Source organism: Natronotalea proteinilytica (genome assembly GCF_055379935.1).
Window position 1 is genome coordinate 1521806 of sequence record NZ_AP043947.1, and the last position, 16414, is coordinate 1538219.

Annotated in this window: 14 protein-coding genes and 1 CRISPR repeat array; of the genes, 6 read left to right on the plus strand and 8 right to left on the minus strand. The window is 57.7% G+C overall.

What is annotated here, in order from left to right; all coding sequences use genetic code 11:
* Nucleotides 1-12 precede the first annotated feature (12 nt).
* From ACZ5AL_RS06230 to ACZ5AL_RS06245, 4 genes are all read right to left on the minus strand, one after another.
* Complete coding sequence (locus ACZ5AL_RS06230; protein WP_464512903.1) at nt 13-606, minus strand: transposase; 594 nt, start codon at nt 604-606, stop codon at nt 13-15.
* A gap of 26 nt (nt 607-632) precedes the next feature.
* Entirely contained in the window at nt 633-1301 is a 669-nt protein-coding gene (cas6, locus tag ACZ5AL_RS06235) for a CRISPR-associated endoribonuclease Cas6 (RefSeq protein WP_464512905.1), read from the minus strand.
* 85 nt (nt 1302-1386) lie between these two features.
* Nucleotides 1387-1656 (minus strand): hypothetical protein, encoded by a 270-nt coding sequence (locus tag ACZ5AL_RS06240; RefSeq protein ID WP_464512907.1) that lies wholly within the window; start codon nt 1654-1656, stop codon nt 1387-1389.
* Between the two features lie 97 nt (nt 1657-1753).
* Nucleotides 1754-2773, minus strand: a complete 1020-nt coding sequence (locus tag ACZ5AL_RS06245) for a helix-turn-helix transcriptional regulator (protein ID WP_464512908.1) — start codon at nt 2771-2773, stop codon at nt 1754-1756.
* Between the two features lie 342 nt (nt 2774-3115).
* Nucleotides 3116-3480: a CRISPR direct-repeat array (repeat unit 30 nt; unit sequence CCTTTAATCGCACCTTTGAGGTATTGAAAT).
* Nucleotides 3481-4578: 1098 nt separating this feature from the next.
* Here ACZ5AL_RS06245 and ACZ5AL_RS06250 point away from each other — a divergent pair.
* Nucleotides 4579-5496, plus strand: a complete 918-nt coding sequence (locus tag ACZ5AL_RS06250) for a hypothetical protein (protein WP_464512910.1) — start codon at nt 4579-4581, stop codon at nt 5494-5496.
* 45 nt (nt 5497-5541) lie between these two features.
* Here the strand turns inward: ACZ5AL_RS06250 and ACZ5AL_RS06255 are convergent, their stop codons facing one another.
* Nucleotides 5542-7227 (minus strand): amidohydrolase, encoded by a 1686-nt coding sequence (locus ACZ5AL_RS06255; RefSeq protein WP_464512911.1) that lies wholly within the window; start codon nt 7225-7227, stop codon nt 5542-5544.
* A 297-nt stretch (nt 7228-7524) separates the two neighbouring features.
* Here ACZ5AL_RS06255 and ACZ5AL_RS06260 point away from each other — a divergent pair, with 297 nt between their 5' ends.
* Nucleotides 7525-8091, plus strand: a complete 567-nt coding sequence (locus ACZ5AL_RS06260) for a GNAT family N-acetyltransferase (protein WP_464512912.1) — start codon at nt 7525-7527, stop codon at nt 8089-8091.
* 1065 nt (nt 8092-9156) lie between these two features.
* Here the strand turns inward: ACZ5AL_RS06260 and ACZ5AL_RS06265 are convergent.
* From ACZ5AL_RS06265 to ACZ5AL_RS06275, 3 genes are all read right to left on the minus strand, one after another.
* A complete protein-coding gene (locus ACZ5AL_RS06265) occupies nt 9157-10314 on the minus strand; it encodes a PP2C family protein-serine/threonine phosphatase (protein WP_464512914.1) in 1158 nt (385 codons plus the stop codon).
* A complete protein-coding gene (locus ACZ5AL_RS06270) occupies nt 10293-10754 on the minus strand; it encodes an ATP-binding protein (RefSeq protein ID WP_464512915.1) in 462 nt (153 codons plus the stop codon). Before ACZ5AL_RS06270 ends, ACZ5AL_RS06265 begins: the two co-directional genes overlap by 22 nt.
* A gap of 102 nt (nt 10755-10856) precedes the next feature.
* Entirely contained in the window at nt 10857-11210 is a 354-nt protein-coding gene (locus tag ACZ5AL_RS06275) for an STAS domain-containing protein (protein WP_464512917.1), read from the minus strand.
* Between the two features lie 174 nt (nt 11211-11384).
* On the opposite strand from ACZ5AL_RS06275, the gene ACZ5AL_RS06280 reads away from it, so the two are divergent.
* From ACZ5AL_RS06280 to glmS, 4 genes are all read left to right on the plus strand, one after another.
* Entirely contained in the window at nt 11385-11975 is a 591-nt protein-coding gene (locus ACZ5AL_RS06280) for an LPS export ABC transporter periplasmic protein LptC (RefSeq protein ID WP_464513277.1), read from the plus strand.
* 37 nt (nt 11976-12012) lie between these two features.
* Nucleotides 12013-13581: an OstA-like protein gene (locus tag ACZ5AL_RS06285; protein ID WP_464512918.1), complete on the plus strand. Its 1569-nt coding sequence runs from the start codon at nt 12013-12015 to the stop codon at nt 13579-13581.
* A gap of 30 nt (nt 13582-13611) precedes the next feature.
* A complete protein-coding gene (lptB, locus tag ACZ5AL_RS06290) occupies nt 13612-14364 on the plus strand; it encodes an LPS export ABC transporter ATP-binding protein (protein WP_464512919.1) in 753 nt (250 codons plus the stop codon).
* A gap of 166 nt (nt 14365-14530) precedes the next feature.
* A complete protein-coding gene (glmS, locus tag ACZ5AL_RS06295; protein ID WP_464512921.1) occupies nt 14531-16366 on the plus strand; it encodes a glutamine--fructose-6-phosphate transaminase (isomerizing) in 1836 nt (611 codons plus the stop codon).
* The last annotated feature ends 48 nt before the right edge of the window (nt 16367-16414 follow it).

Below are 16414 nucleotides of genomic sequence, written 5' to 3' on the forward strand. Positions count from 1 at the left end.
TTATCCATCTGTTTATCTGTCTGTTGAATAAAACGTATCGTCGGTCCAGCGGGCGGGGTTGGTCTGGATGTATTGGCGAATGCGGTGCCAGCGGCGTTCGGTGCGGATGATGTGGTCGTGGTAGTTGCGCTGCCAAACCGTCTCGCCCGGCGTGCCGCGCATCTGGTTGATGCGGCGCGTGACGGCGGATTTGTAGGCGCGGACGAAGGCCCCCAGCGATTTCGGTTGGATGTTAACGCGACCGCCATCGTCGACCGGTAGCGACGCAGCGCGCTGCGTCGCTACGTGGCATTGGTACCCCTGCGGATCAATCGACCCATCTGCATCTAATGGCACAATCACCACAATCCCGTGGATATGATTTGGCATCACCACAAATGCGTCCAGGTGCACCTCATCGCGAAGGGTTTCGGATCGGTCCCATTCCGCCGTGGCCACGCGCCCGAAGGCATTGCAGCGCATCTGGCCGTCGACAACACGCCCGAACAGATGCATCCGGTCATGGGTGCAGATCGTCACGAAGTACGCGGCGGACTGCGTGTAATCCCACTCAGGATGGCGGCGCGACCGGTGGTGCGTATGGTATCGGTCGTAATCGGACGGCATGATCCCTGATGTTATGCTGTGTGTCGTCATTGGAGCGCCCCAAACCCGCTTCCCGTCAGGTCGCCCACACCGACCAGCCAGGCGAACTGGATGGCTTCGGGGGGCGCGTCGATGCGGACCGGGCACATGTTGGCGCGGTGCTGGGTCTGCTTGATGCGGGCCAGCTTGGTCTTTGGGTGCGCGTAGCTGCGGTCGAACTGGATGTGCACGGCGTCCAGATCCACCGACACCCCGGCGGCCCGTAGTTTGGTGCGCAGGGTGCGCGTGAGGGCGGCGTCGGCCTCGGGGTCGTCGTAGGTGAGGTGGGCGCGGCTGCCATCCTCGCGGGTCTGACGCGCCAGCACGGGGCTGTCTACCTTAAACGTGTGCGCCTCTGAAAACGACGGCGTGCGCTGCTCTTTGGCCTCGGCCACGCGCATGCCGCCCATCACCGAGGGGTCGTTCAGGATGCCATCCAGGCAGGCTTTGGCGGCCTCCGGCTGGTAGAAGCTGACGCGCCAGCGCGCGCCCTCGGGAAAGATCAGTCCGTTCTTGGTACCGCTGCCACCGTCGAGCCAGCCGAAGCTGTACAGGCTGAGCCCGTCGTGCAGGTCGTTGTTGGGACCGATCCACTTGTGCAGCGCACCCGTCAGGTAGTGCAGGTGGTCGTACGGCACGGGCTCGGTGGAGGGGGTGAGGGTCAGATTGAGACGCATAAATGTATCTGGTTTAGGATGAAGAGGGGATGAGAGATTGTGCGCTTAAAGTAGTGCCCGGCAGTTGCATATGCAAAAACAACCATCAGGGAATATCATACTTCCGCAGCACACGATGCGCTTCTTCGATCACCGCCTGTCGCAATACATTGGTGTCTTGCACGGTGGCGTAGCGTCCGTAGCCGAGCACAAACCGGGCTGTGGGCAGCAGTGCGGTGGTGTGGCCGATCAGTTCGAGGCAGCCGTTGGCGCGGCGCAGGCACAACGGCGTCTCGACCCACGGGACGACGGGCCGGTGCGTGTCGGTACGTAGATGCAGGTGAACGGGGTATCGATAGGGGTCGGGATGGGGCATGGCAGTTCGGTTGGATGGCCATCAGCAACAGCATATCGCGAAGGTACAATGCCCTCACTTCATTCGCGACATTTCGTGTCGGGAACCCGGCTTGCAGCTAGGAGACAGAAGTTGAGGAGGCCGCCGTGTATTGATCCAGCATGGCCTGCGCATCCGCCTGAACCTGATTGACAAGCTCCTCGGGTTCGAGCACCGTGACTTTCGGACCCCAGGAGCGTATCCACGACCGGATATCTTTGAGGCCCTCTACGTCGAACGACACAATGAGGTGGCCATCGTCCCCTCTGTGTTCGATCTGCTGGGTGGGGTGGTAGATTTTGCGGTGGAAGTAGGGGGCGGCTTTGGGCGCTACGCGTACTTTGACGAAATGGCCCTCGCCGGTGGTGGCGCCGAAGCGGGTGCCGAAATGTACGATGGCGTCGAAATCATCTGGAGGGGTGAAGTGGGCATCCTGGAAGGTGATGGCCTTGATCTCGGCCAGGTTGAAGTCGCGGATGGCCGTGCGCTTGTGGCAGTACGACGCCACGAGCCAGGCGCCCTTGCGGGTGCCAATTACCAGCGGATCGATGACGCGGCCCTCGTCGAATGTTTGCTTGCTGGCGTTTTGGTAGTCAATCGCGATGGTGCGCTGTTCATGGATCGCCTGCCGCACGGTTTTGAACACCTCGGGGTCGATGCGAACGGACCGGGCCTCTTGAAAGTACCAGCGCGTGTTTTCATCGCCGGGGTCGAGCGTAAACACGTTGTGGTTGGGGGTGCGGGCCAGCAGGTCGTCGTACACGGCACGCAGCGGTTTGGCCAGCGGGGTGGGGCGCAGCAACGCGCGTCCGGCTTCAATGGCCACGATAAGAGCGAGGAGCTGGTTTTCGGTGTACTGGTCGGTATGCTCGGGGTAGCGCTCGTCCTCGGGCAGTGCGTACCGATTCATGTTGCCTTGTTTGGTGACCTGGATCGGCTCGCCCTCTTCGATGAGCGTGTTTGCAGCGCGGGAGATCTGGCGCGGGGTGACTCCGATCTTTTCAGCGGCTTCCTTTGTGGTGAGCACGTGGCCGGTGCGCAGTAGGTGGAGCAGTTGTTCGCGGGTCGGCCGGTTGGTTAGCGCGGGAGGTATGGACATGATGAGAAGGAGGAATCAATGTAAGAAGAGGCTTGTTTGCAGAGCCTGCACACAACGTATGCAATAGTCGTTTCAGACGCAATGTGGCGCTCCCCTGTTTAACGGCGCTGGGGGCCGATTTGTCGTCGGCCTCGGGCGATTTTCGGAAAAACGGCCCCCACAACCATTGTGCCACATTCCAATTTTTATGGATATGAAGCGTAGAGCCAACGAGTTAGCGGATGTCGTCGGACCCCCGGGGGTTTATGCACAACCGGAGGGTGACAACATCAGACGCGCACAATCATCGTCAAACCGCCGCTCATTTGCATCTATGCGGGCTATATCGCATATTCTGATAGGCCTTTAATCGCACCTTTGAGGTATTGAAATGTCCAGCGCAAGCACGGCAAGCGCCATCACGCGCGTCCTTTAATCGCACCTTTGAGGTATTGAAATCTGGACTCTTGCACGACGAGCGCTCCGAAAAAGCCATCCTTTAATCGCACCTTTGAGGTATTGAAATTCGTTTTCTAGGCGTTCAATGACTTCTTGTTGTTGCCACCTTTAATCGCACCTTTGAGGTATTGAAATTCGTTTTCTAGGCGTTCAATGACTTCTTGTTGTTGCCACCTTTAATCGCACCTTTGAGGTATTGAAATGGGTCAATCCCGACCGCGTGCGTGCACTCCGATAATCCTTTAATCGCACCTTTGAGGTATTGAAACCTGTCCTGAACGCAGTGAAGGATCTCCGCGGGAGTTCCCTCGGCTTCGCTCGGGGCAGGCGCACCGTTGAGGCATTGTAACGTCCCAGGGCACTGGGACGCTGTTGTCGGTCCTCCTTCGCATACGGACGGGGAGCATGCGGTTGAGATCGCACTGCTTTGCATGGGCAGATGCCGCTTTGCGTGGCGAGGTTGTGTCTTGTGCGCCGACGCAGGTCATATGGCGACGCAGTGCCCTGCGGTACGTGTTTAGCGTGTTAGAATGGCCGAATGGCCGCCCGGGATATCCGCTTTGCTCCTGATCCCGGGCTACAGAACGGCGCGATATGAGCAACCCCATAGCCGGGGACCGCTTGCGTCCCCGGCTTGCTGGGGCACCGCATTCCCGTCAGCACCACGCTCGTGGCGATGCACAACAGACATGACCTTACGGCCCCTCTGCGTCGCTACGAGAGACGAGATCATATCGTCTTGCAGTCATCCTGACGCCGCCCGGTGGAAGGATCTGGGCGCCATGCCCTACGGGTTCGCCTGGTCCGGTGCGCGCAGGGTGCCTCGTGGACACTGAGCAGCCGTGGACACTGAGCAGCAGGGCCCTCGGCCACATAGCGCTGAGATGCTTCATAGCGCTGAGATGCTTCACTGCGTTCAGCATGACATGTAATAGGACATGTATAGGACGGCCCGGCGGTACGTTTTATCTTTTGAGTGCGGCTCAATGACCGCCCGGGATATCCGCACCCCAGGAGTACTCGGTCGCGGTGCTCCCAGCGCTCCGCTCCTGGTCCCGGGCTACAGAGCGGCTCGGTGTGAGCAAAATCCATAGCCGGGGACCGCTTGCGTCCCCGGCGATCTGTGGTATGTCGCTAAACACGTACGCCCTGCGTCGTTACGGGTCTCTCGTCGCCCCTTCCACCCATCCATCCCTCCACCCATCCACTCCTTTCACAGGGTCTTGACTTTTCTTCGGGGGGTGCCTATCCTATATCTGCGCAGATATTTGGGGGTCGTGTTGGTTGTGTCGTTACCTTTCGGCGGGTCTGGCCGGCTTTCAGTGCGTGTCGCTGTCCACAACCGTCCACCCAACCGAAAAGCTGCTATGTCCTCCACCTTCTTGGTACGCACCGTCGGATGCCTCGCGCTCATGATTGGATATGGGATAGGAATCGCGCAGGCGCAACAACCGCCCAGTGAAGTGGATGTCTTGACCATGGAGGTGGTCGACGATTTTCTGCCCGATCAACTTGGCACCGCGAGTCTGGAGGCTCTCATCGAAGAAGACATGCTAAAAGGGGGGCGCTATCAGGATGAGGCGTACGATGCTCCGCTGATGTTTGGGTTTTTGCATGGAAGCGCCGTCGATGATGCCGTCCGCCGGATCCACGATATGCAAATGACCACCGTGCCCGAAACCGACGCGTGGACTTCTGCACTGTGGGCGGGGTTATTTGCGGATGCGGGCGACGAGTTTGTCGAGCAGGAGCCTGTCCACTACTTTGGGATCGATCACGTGGAGCCTGCCTCGGGCATGGCGGTTGCCTTGCTTGATCAGTTTCTGGTCGTTGGTCTCGTGGATGGGCCCAACAACGAAGAACGACTACGTGAGGCCTTTGAGGCGTTTGATGTGAGTCCGCTTCTAGGCTGGATGCCACAGGGCGCCTTCACCATGCACTCGGTGCACTATACCACCTGCTTGAGCATAGCCTGCTTCATGGATCGGCTGGCGCATGGGCACGAAGCTATTTTTCGAGGCTCCACCGTCGATACGCCCAGCGGGTCGTTCTTTCTGGGAGAGGCGAACGAAGACGGACGTACCCAGGTGACGCTTAGCATCAGCGGGGAGTCGGCGCCCAATCCGGATCTTGCGGGGACAACGCTTACCTTCGACGTGTCTCCAGACGACAGCGAGGCCGGGTTTGTGGAGGCGATCCTTGCTCCTGCCGCTGCCTGCGTTGATGGCACCGCCGATGAGATCCACAACTGCGACGGCCCTCTGATGGACGCGTTGTCTCATTAAGAGGGCGTCGTGCGTCATGGGCAGCGCGATGGTTCAGGGTATGCCCTACTCGGTCTGCTCATGCGTGTAGACGGGCGTGCCGCCAACGAAGGTGTGCAGCACCTCCACCTCTGGAAGCTGCGCCGGGTCGATCTCCAGAATGTTGTCGGAGAGCACGACCAGGTCCGCCAGGTACCCAGGCGCTACGTATCCACGCTCCGATTCGTGTCCGCCGGCATAGGCATTGCCCGTCGTGTAGGCATGCAGCGCCGTTTCAATGTCGATGCGCTCTTCGGGAACCCAGCCGCCCTCGGGGGCGCCATCCAGTGTCTTGCGCGTTACGGCAGCGTACATCCCTTTGAGCGGATTGGCGCTGTACCACGAGGCATTGGTACCGGGCCAGTCGGAGCCAAAGCTGAGGGGGACTCCTGCTTCGTGGAGCGTGCGAAACGCATAGGTGTAGCGCGCCCGGTCGGAGCCAATGCGTTCCTCCATCCAGCGCATGTCATCAATGGCATGTATGGGCTGCATCTCGGCGATCACATCCAGTGTGGCCATCCGATCGGCCACCGAGGCGTCGCGTAGGTGCTGCGCATGGATGACGCGCCAGCGCTGGTTGCTCGCATCCACCGTTTCGTGGGCGGTCTCCATCATGGTAAGTAGCGTATCGATTGCCATATCGCCGATGGCATGGACGTGCGGCCAGTGTCCTGCTTCCGCCGCCCCTTCGATCAGACCCTGCATGCCATCGGGATGGTCCATCATATCCCGCCAGATGCCGGGTTCGTCGGTGTGCTCATACGGTTCGTAGAACTGAGCGGTGGCGTTGCCCATGATCCCATCAACGAAGCCCTTGAGGCCGCCAATTTCCAGATAGTCATCGCCAAATCCATGCGTGATGCCTGCTTCGGCCAGGTGCGACCACCGGTCGAGCGTTGGGCGCGCACAGACGCGCACGGAGAGCGCGTTGCGGTCATGCAGCGTGTGAAAGGTACGCATCTGTTCAGGGGGAGTGATGTCGTGAATGGTCGTGACCCCGTGTGAGGCGAGGCGCTCCATAGCGACGTCGGCTTCAGCCAGACGTTGTGTCATGGGCTTGTCGGGTACAATAGCGCGCACTGTGGCAGCCGCCTCGGGGGCGAGGCGTCCGGTGGGACGGTCGTTCTCGCAGTCTACTCCGGTGTCGTTACACGACAGGTCGGCCCGATCGAGCGCCACCGCATTGGCCAGGTACTGTTCGCCATCGAAGCGAGAGAGCAGGACCGGCGTATCGGGTGTTACATCGTCAATGAGCGTGCGGTCGGGCTCCATAAGCGGCTCAGGGTCGTCGGCCCATTGGGCGTAGGCTCCCCAGTCACCATCCAAGATCCAGGCTCCGTCTGGCAGGCGGTCGCGGGCGGCAGCCACCGCTTCGGTTAGCGCATCGGGATCGTTCACATCCAGCAGATTGATACCCAGCAAGAGCGCACCGGCACGATTGAAGTGCGTGTGGTTGTCAATAAATCCGGGGGTCACAAAGGCGCCATTGAGATCGAGGACCTCGGTATGCTCGCCGATGTGGTCGGATAGTGCATCATGCGATCCAAGAGCCAGAATGCGTTCGCCGCGCAGTGCTACCGCATCAGCAAAGGCCGGGTCATCGTGCCCGGTCCAGATGGTGGCATTGGTGAGCACGCGGTCGGCATCTTGGCCCATGGCCATGCAGGGAAGCATGAGCAAAGCAACAAACAGGCAAGCGTAGAGGCGATTCATAATCGGTCGGTGCATGGAGCGATAGATCGAGCGTGCATGCAAGGGAGCGTTTGTAAAGATACGTGTACAGCATGAACGAACGCAACAGGGATTGCAGGGTGCGTGTGCCTTTTGTCTAGCTGATACGTCGGAAGAAAGCGGCAGGTGGGTGCGCCAAAAGCACCTATGGAGTACGGAGAAAGCACTTGCATGCGGTGAAGGCGCGCGTTACGTTGTGCGTCCGGCGTCATTACTCCCTTTTACTTTTGGAAGCGCTTCCGAAAACGTATGGATACCATGCCAGACATGCAATCGTTAATGCCTCAATCCAAAGATCGTGTGCGCCTAACGGCCCTGCAGCGATCCAATATCCACACGCACTTTCAGTGGAACAACGATCCAGAGTTGAATCGCCTTGATAGCGAGGTGCCGTTCCAGAAAGAGTCGTTCGGCGCGTTCAAGCATCGTTTTGAGCAGCTGTGCGATGCCCCCAAGCGTACGCATTACGCTTTTGAAATACACGCGGCGGACGAGGATGCGCTCATCGGAGTGGCATCAATTTACGGGATGCGTCCGGCAAGCCGCAATGCTCATATCAGTTTGACGATTGGGAAGCGGGCGTACTGGGGCCGTGGGTATGGGCGCGGTGCCATGCGCATTTTGTTGCCGTTGTGTTTTGAAGAGATGGGCCTGCATCGGGTGGCCGCCGAGACGTTTGCGTTCAACGATGCGTGGCGCCGGTTGGTACAAGGATCGGGGTTTGCGCACGAGGGGACGCTGCGTGACTATCTGCACCGCGACGGTCAGTTTTGGGATAAAGAGGTGTATGGGCTGCTGGCTGCGGAGTATACCCCTTTGGAGCCGGTGCTACACGCCACGGCCTGATCGAATCTCCTCTCCCTACGGGGCTAGTCTATGTACACAACCTGAGATGGTGATAATCGTTGGTGATCGCTTGCCTGTCCTGAACTCGATTTAGGATCTGGATGACGTTCGAAAGGGAGGCATTTGGGGTGAAAGGGAGCTTTCGTCTTCAGCACCGTCCCCCCGACATGTCATCCTGAGCTTGTACCTGTTTAGCGTGGTACAATGACCGCCCGGGATATCCGCACCCCAGGAGTACTCGGTCGCGGTGCTCCCAGCGCTCCGCTCCTGATCCCGGGCTACAGAACGGTGCGATGTGAGCAAAATCCATAGCCGGAGACCGCTTGCGTCCCCGGCGATCAGGAAGCACGTCGCTAAACACGTACCTGAACTCGATTTAGGATCTGGATGACGTTCGGGAGGGAGGCATTTGGGTTGAAAGGGAGCTTTCGTCTCCAGCACCGTCCCCCCGACATGTCATCCTGAGTTTGTACCTGTTTAGCGTGGTACAATGACCGCCCGGGATATCCGCACCCCAGGAGTACTCGGTCGCGGTGCTCCCAGCGCTCCGCTCCTGATCCCGGGCTACAGAACGGTGCGATGTGAGCAAAATCCATAGCCGGAGACCGCTTGCGTCCCCGGCGATCAGGAAGCACGTCGCTAAACACGTACCTGAACTCGATTTAGGATCTGGATGACGTTCGGGAGGGAGGCATTTGGGTTGAAAGGGAGCTTTCGTCTCCAGCACCGTCCTCCCGACATGTCATCCTGAACTTGATTCAGGATCCATTCCCCCGACTATTCCCCCGAGAAGGCGCCCAGATGGGTTCTTGTTGTAGGATCCAATTGTAGGATCCAACAGTCCCTCATTGAACAGGCGGTGGAGGAGTCAAATTTCCCATCAACGAAATACCAGAGACAAAGTTATGTGCAAGGATTAGCCCTATGGGGTTGTCCCCTTTGGAAAGGTTACGGCGTTCAGGGCCGTGCGCGTCGTTTACTACTATGTTACACGTCAATGGTTAGGGAGTACCATATCCCGTTTACACCGTGTCATCTTGATCGCAGTGGCTTCGTAGCGGTGCACTACTCGTCTGAGGAGGTCGTCTGTAGTTCTGAGGTTGTTGTAGCGTCATTTGAGCGAGCCATCCAGAAAATGAGCGTATCGTCTTGATACTCCTCCCAGGGTGATTGCTCCAGCGCCTGGTTCCACACATGATTCACCGGGTGGGCTGTCTGCCGGGCCGTGCGTGCTAATTTGCAGACCCCCTCTTCGCCCAGCGAGGCGGCGCTACGAGTAGGTTGCTCCAGCAGACCGTCGGTGTATGCCATAAGGGCGGTACCGGGCTGTAGTTCGAGCGACTGTTGTTGAAACTTCGCTTCAGGTTGCAAGCCAAGGATAAGGTCGCTTGCTGGAATAATACGGGCATCGTCGTCGGTAATAAGCAGGGGGCGGCAGTGGCCTGCGTTGGAGAACTCAAGCGTGTGTGTCTCGGGGTCCCAGATCATAAGCATGAACGAGGCAAACGTATCAGTAAGCACCTGGTCCTCGAACAGCAGGGTGTTGATGTGCTGCATGAGCGCAGCGGTGGAAGGGGTTTGGCCAATGCGGGTGCGCAGGCTGGCCCGTACGTAACTAAGAAAGCTGTAGGCGTAGAACTTCGCCTGGAGTCCTTTGCCCATTACATCGCCAATTGAAAAGAAGTAGCGCCCGTCGTCTAGTTGATGCCAGTCGAGGAGGTCGCCCCCGCCTTGTTGGCTGGGTTCATACCGTGCCCAGATTTGATACGAGGCGACCTCGGGCAGACTCGTGGGCATGAGACGCTCCGAGAAGTCGCGCCCCAGTTGCGTGTCCAGCCGATTGCGGAACACCTCAACGCGTTCTATGAGCCGCTCAGCACGCGTTTTGAGCTGCTTCATATCAAACGGCTTGGTGATGTAGTCGTCTACGCCTAACCGCATGCTGGTAAGGCGGGCGGTTTCGTCGGTGCGAGCCGTTAGGAAGATGAACGGGATAACGCGTGTGTCTTTTCGCGTTTGCAGTCGTTCTAGAAGGGTAAACCCGTCCATGCGCGGCATCATGATGTCCGAGATAATAAGATCGGGCAGTTGCTCTTCGACCTTGTCGAGTGCATCCACCCCATCCACCGCAGTAAGAACCGTACAGTCGTCTTCGAGCCGATAGGAAAGTAACTCGCGCAACGTATCGTCGTCTTCTACGACTAAAATAACACGTTCATCCATGGGTCGTGGTCGTAGGGAATAGAAACGGTGAAGCGTTGCTGCTCAGCTTCGTGGGATTTATACGACATTCGAGAAGAGCAGGCATCAATGATACGAAGGCCCATGTGCGCCTCAGGAAGCGGATGGGCTTTTTCCTGGAGGGTATGCAACGTTGCTTCGGGGTCAAAGCCATCCGAGTTATCGAGGATCTCACAGCATACTGTTTCCTGACGGATCTCAATTCGTACGATAAGCTGGGGGGACGATGAGAATGTTGCATGCCGAACTAAGTTGGCTACCCACTCGTGGATAACCAACTGCAAGTAATGGCGCGTACGAGGCGGCGGGAGGCGCACTGAACTGGAGGCATCAACCTCAGTCCATGCTGACTGCACCGACGTGCGAAGGTCAGTCAGGGCCGCATCGGGATCCGAGTAAGACCGCTCTAAAAGTTGGGTCATACACACGCAAAAGCGAAATCAGGAAGAAGCAGGTCATATGCCCATGGCACAACGCCCAAAGCGATCAAAGGGGGACGATCGAATTCAGACGGAGGCGCCGACCTAAGAAGAAGCCCCGTTGAGCAAGTCCTCTTTGGCTTCGTCTACCGAATCGTACTGTGGAAACACTTTGTACGTTCGCGTAAGCTCAACAACCACCCGTACCGGTTCAGAGGCATTGGCGAATACAACCGTTCCGCCTTTGCCCGATACGCGCCGGTACAAAGAAAACACAGCGCCAAGCCCCGAAGAGTCGAGTACATCCGTATTCGAGAAATCGAGTACAAACTGGCGGACCCCTTCGTCAATGGGATCTTTGACGGTCTCTTTGAACGTATCGGCGTTGCGGAAGTCTAGCGCATCGCCAATATCGACAAGGACGGTATCGTCATCTATCGTATTCGTTGAAAAGCTCATACCATTAGTACTGTCAATTGAGGGGAGGATAAAAAGGGCGTGCTTGATTACATAAACACCATGCAACCTAACTCACACAATAACAACACGCCAAACTTCACGCAACCATGTAGGTTTACAGAGTATAATGATTGCATAGTTGTAACGCCAACTCAAGCCGTACGGTTCGTGGAAATGTCGCGGGATTGGCCCCTGCTATCGTGGGGGCTGTGTATACTGGTCGGAGCAGGCCTTTTGCTGGGCTGCGAACGCCGTACGGGCATTGATCCAGAGGCGTTAGAGGCCGATGATGAACTACGGCCTGTGCAGACCACGCATGAACCCCGTTTTGTGTTGCACGAAGGAGGAAGCCGACGCGCCATTCTGGAAGCGCCCCGGATGTATCAGTATGAAACCGAGGATAGCACCTATGCTGTGATGCGAGGGCCTTACGATGCCGACACAACCGTTCGCATCCATGTTCAACTCTTTACCCCCGAGGGCGACTCCTCGGCCACCATTGCGGCCGACAGTTTGCTCTACTTTAGCGGAGAAGGTCGTGCGGATGCCTATGGGGATGTGGAAATTCATACCCCAGATAACCGTGAACTGTACAGTGAACACGTGGTGTGGACACAGGGCGACCGTAAGGTGCGATCAAGTCGGTTTGTACGCATTGTAACTCCGAATGAGGTGTTAAACGGCCTCGGCATTGTGGCCGATGAAGACCTAAGTTCGTACCAAATAGGGCGGTTCGAAGCCGAGGTTGAGCTTGATGATGATTGACGGTTGGGCAAACAGTACGGAGCACGTGGCGTTCTCCATGCGAAAGTGTTGGGTTGCACTGATTTTGGTGCCGGTGCTAGTGTGTGTCGCGCCTGCATCAGCGTGGGGGCAAGAAGCCGACGAAGATACCACGCGCACCCGTGCCTACGTAGAAGCTGATTCGCTAAGCGCTGCTCTCGTTGATGGCGAGCAGGTCCAAGAGTTGATCGGCAACGTCTTTGTGCGCCAAGATGAGACCGAGTTGCGCTCTGATCGTGGGTTTCGCTACTTTCAGCGTGATGAGTTTCTGTTTCTCGAAAATGTCGAAATCGTAGAGGGGCCCGACACGCTTCGGGCCGATTCGGTGCGCTACGAGCGCAGCAACGATCTGGGCTTTGCCTTTGGAAATGTGGAGCTAACCGATGGCGATGTGGAGGTGCGATCGACCGAGGCTATCTACTTCTTTGATGAGCGCCGCGCCGTGTTCGACGAGCCGGTAGAGCTTGAAGACAGCACGGCTGTGTTACGGAGCGAGCGCGGCGTGTACCTTTCGCCTGAGCGCCGCGCCGACTTTTCGGAGAATGTAACGCTCGACGATCCGGCATCCTGGCTTGAAGCCGATTCGCTCTCGTACTTTCGCGATCAACGTCGTTCGGAGGCGTTTGGCAATGTCTTCATTGATCGCGACCCGCGTTCTGCCGCCAACGATCCGCGGCAGCCAGACGATGCCACCGTCGATGAGGATGAGCAGGACACGCGCACCTGGCTCTTTGGCGATGAAGCCATCAACGATGAAGACGAGGCCTACAGCGATATGCGGGGGGCGGCGTTCATGGTGCAGGTGCAAGTCGACTCGCTCGGGGCGCCCCGCGATACGCTCATCACCGACGCCGATCGCCTTGTAGCGCAGCGCAGCGACTCGCTACACCGCCTAACCGCCACAACTGATGTGCGCGTGTGGCAAGATGACCTGGCAGCAACAAGCGACTCACTCGTCTACGATCGGGCCATTTCGCCCGACACCGTCGATACACCGTCGTACGAGGAAACCCGCCTATTTGGGGATCCCGATGCCTGGTTCGAACGCACGCAGATCCACGGCGATACGCTCCGCACCGTAGTGCGCGACCGTACTCTCGACTCGCTCTATGTCTTTAGCAACGCCTTTGCCGCTCAGCAAGACACGGTCGTTCAGCGCATTCAACAACTGCGTGGGCGCGACATGATTGCTCACTTCGATGACGAGGTGCTGCGTACCATCCGCGCATTTCCGAATGCGGAAACGATCCGCTTCATGGAAGAAGACGGTCAGCTTGCGCAGGCCGCTGAAGCTTCTGCCGATGAGATCATCGTCGAGTTTGACGCCGAAGGGCAGCTACGGGATGTCCGTATTCTCTCAGGCGTGCAATCGACACTCTATGACCGTCATCTCATTCCCGAGCCGTTTGAGCTAGACGGCTTTCGGTGGACTCCACAAGCACGTCCACGCAAGGAGGATCTCCTTGAAGATCCTCGCTTTCAAAACCGTTTAGATCAGGGGTGGTCGTTCGATCAGCCGCACGTTCCGCTCGTGCGCCGCAATCCGATGCCTATCGATGTTGATGCCGCTGCAGAGAATATCGAATAACTTTTTCTGAACTAATACAGCAGAATATCTATGGATGTGTCTATGGGGTCGCCGCTCACGCTGCGGGCGAAGGGGCTGACCAAGCGTTATGGAAAACGCACTGTTGTACAAGATGTGGATCTGCACGTAAAGCAAGGAGAGGTGGTTGGGTTACTTGGACCCAACGGAGCCGGCAAAACGACTACGTTTCATATGGTTGTGGGGCTGGTTCGCCCCAACGATGGCCGTGTACTGTTAGAGGACGATGACATCACGCGCCTCCCCATGTATAAACGAGCGCGCCGAGGCATTGGCTATCTGGCGCAAGAAACCTCTGTGTTTCGCGAGTTGAGCGTGGTGAACAATTTGCATGCTGTGCTAGAATTTCAGCCGATCTCTGCCGAGGAGCGCCATGCTCGCGTCGAATCGCTTATCGATGAATTTGGGCTGGAGCGTGTCCGCGATTCGAAAGGATATTCGCTTTCAGGAGGCGAGCGGCGTCGCACCGAAATTGCCCGCGCGCTGGCTACGCGTCCGAAGTTCTTTCTGCTCGACGAACCCTTTGCTGGCGTCGACCCGATTGCAGTCGAGGATATTCAGGAAATCGTAGGCGGACTGAAAGAGCGCGGACTTGGTGTGCTCATCACGGATCACAATGTTCACGAGACGCTTGCTATTACCGATCGGGCGTACTTGCTGTACGAGGGGCGTATCCTCAAGCAGGGGACCGCAGAGGAATTGGCCGCCGACCCCGAGGTCCGGAAGCGCTACCTGGGCGAAAAATTCTCGCTCGAACGCTATTAGTCCTGGGGTATGTATTGTACCTTGTGGGATACCTGAAGCGAACACGCCCTTATCCGGTTCGTATTGCAGAGGCGGTATACTCCTTTGCACCATTACATGCCATTGCGCTTTCACATCATAGCGCAACGTCTCCTCTCATCCTCCCAAACACGAATCAGTTGTCTATATGTGCGGAATTGTTGGATATATTGGCCATCAAGATGCCGAAGAGTTGCTCATGACCGGGCTAAAACGCCTCGAATATCGTGGGTACGACTCGGCAGGCGTTGCTATTGTTGGCGAGAATGGGCTCCAAACCCAAAAGCGCAAGGGTAAAGTCAAAGAACTTGCCAATGCACTGGATAATGCGCCCTTGAAGGGAACGCTTGGTATTGGCCATACACGGTGGGCTACGCACGGGCCGCCCAATGACCGCAATGCGCATCCACACGTAAGCATGGATGGCGATTTCGCGTTGGTGCATAACGGCATCATCGAGAATTACAACACCTTGCGAAGAAAGCTTAAGGAGAAGGGCTATGCCTTTAAGAGTGATACCGATACCGAGGTGCTTGTGCATCTTATCGATGCGGTGCGCAAGAAAACCGGGCTCGAACTGGAAGAGGCCGTCCGCCAGGCGCTGACGCAAGTGGTTGGCACGTACGGTATTGCCGTTGTGTCGAGCACCGATCCCGATTTGCTGATCGCCGCGCGTAAGGGCAGCCCGCTCCTCATTGGCGTGGGTGACGGTGAGTACTTTCTGGGCTCCGACGCCGCTCCCCTCGTTGAGTACACCCGGCAGGTGGTATATCTGAGCGATGGCGAGATCGTGAGCATCCGTCGAGATGGGTACCAGGTGCGCACCATCGACAATGTGCCGTTGGAGAAAGAAGTGCACGAGCTGGAGTGGACGCTCGGCGAAATTGAGAAGGGCGGATACGACCACTTCATGCAAAAAGAGATTATGGAGCAGCCCACCGCGCTCGAAGATGCCATGCGTGGACGCGTGCTGCCCGACGAGAACAAGCTTGTGCTGGGCGGCCTGCACCACGTGATGGACGATCTCCGCGAGGCCGACCGTATCATCATTGCCGCATGTGGAACGTCGTGGCACTCTGCGCTGGTCGGGGAATATCTCATCGAGCACTTTGCCCGGACTCCGGTTGAGGTGGAGTATGCCAGCGAGTTTCGGTATCGCAATCCCATCTTGCGCGATGGCGATGTGGTGCTCGTCATCTCTCAAAGCGGCGAAACAGCCGATACGCTGGCCGCGGTGCGCGAAGCGAAGCGACAGGGCGTAATGTGCCTGGGCATCTGCAACGTTGTCGGATCCACCATTGCGCGCGAGACCGATGCGGGCGTCTACCTGCATGCGGGTCCTGAAATTGGGGTGGCTTCTACCAAAGCGTTTACTGCCCAGGTGGTGGTGTTGGCCATGATCGCACTGAAGCTGGCCGAGAATCGCACCATCAGCAATGCCGAGTTTGCCAACGCCCTGCACGCGCTGGCTTCCATCCCCGATAAGGTGCGCTCGGCGCTTGACATGGACGAAACCATCGAGAAGATGGCGAACATCTATCGGTATTCGTCGAACTTCCTGTATCTGGGGCGCGGATTCAACTTCCCCGTGGCTCTTGAGGGAGCCCTCAAGCTAAAAGAAATCTCGTACATTCACGCCGAGGGCTATCCCGCTGCCGAGATGAAGCACGGTCCCATCGCACTCATCGACCGCTTCATGCCGGTGGTGTTCATTGCGATGAAAGACAGTACCTACGACAAGGTGGTGTCGAACATCGAGGAAGTTGCCGCGCGCGATGGATCGGTCATCGCCATTACCGACGAAGGCAACGGCGATCTCGACGATCTATGCGAGTACGTGCTGCGCATTCCGCAGACCGAGGAGTTCCTGTCGCCGCTGCTCACTGTCATTCCACTACAGCTGCTTTCGTACCACATTGCCGTGATGCGCGGATGCGACGTAGACCAGCCGCGGAATTTGGCTAAGAGCGTGACGGTGGAGTAGGAGCATACGATGCGCTGTGGTGAACATCGCCGCAGGGTGCACCGTTGG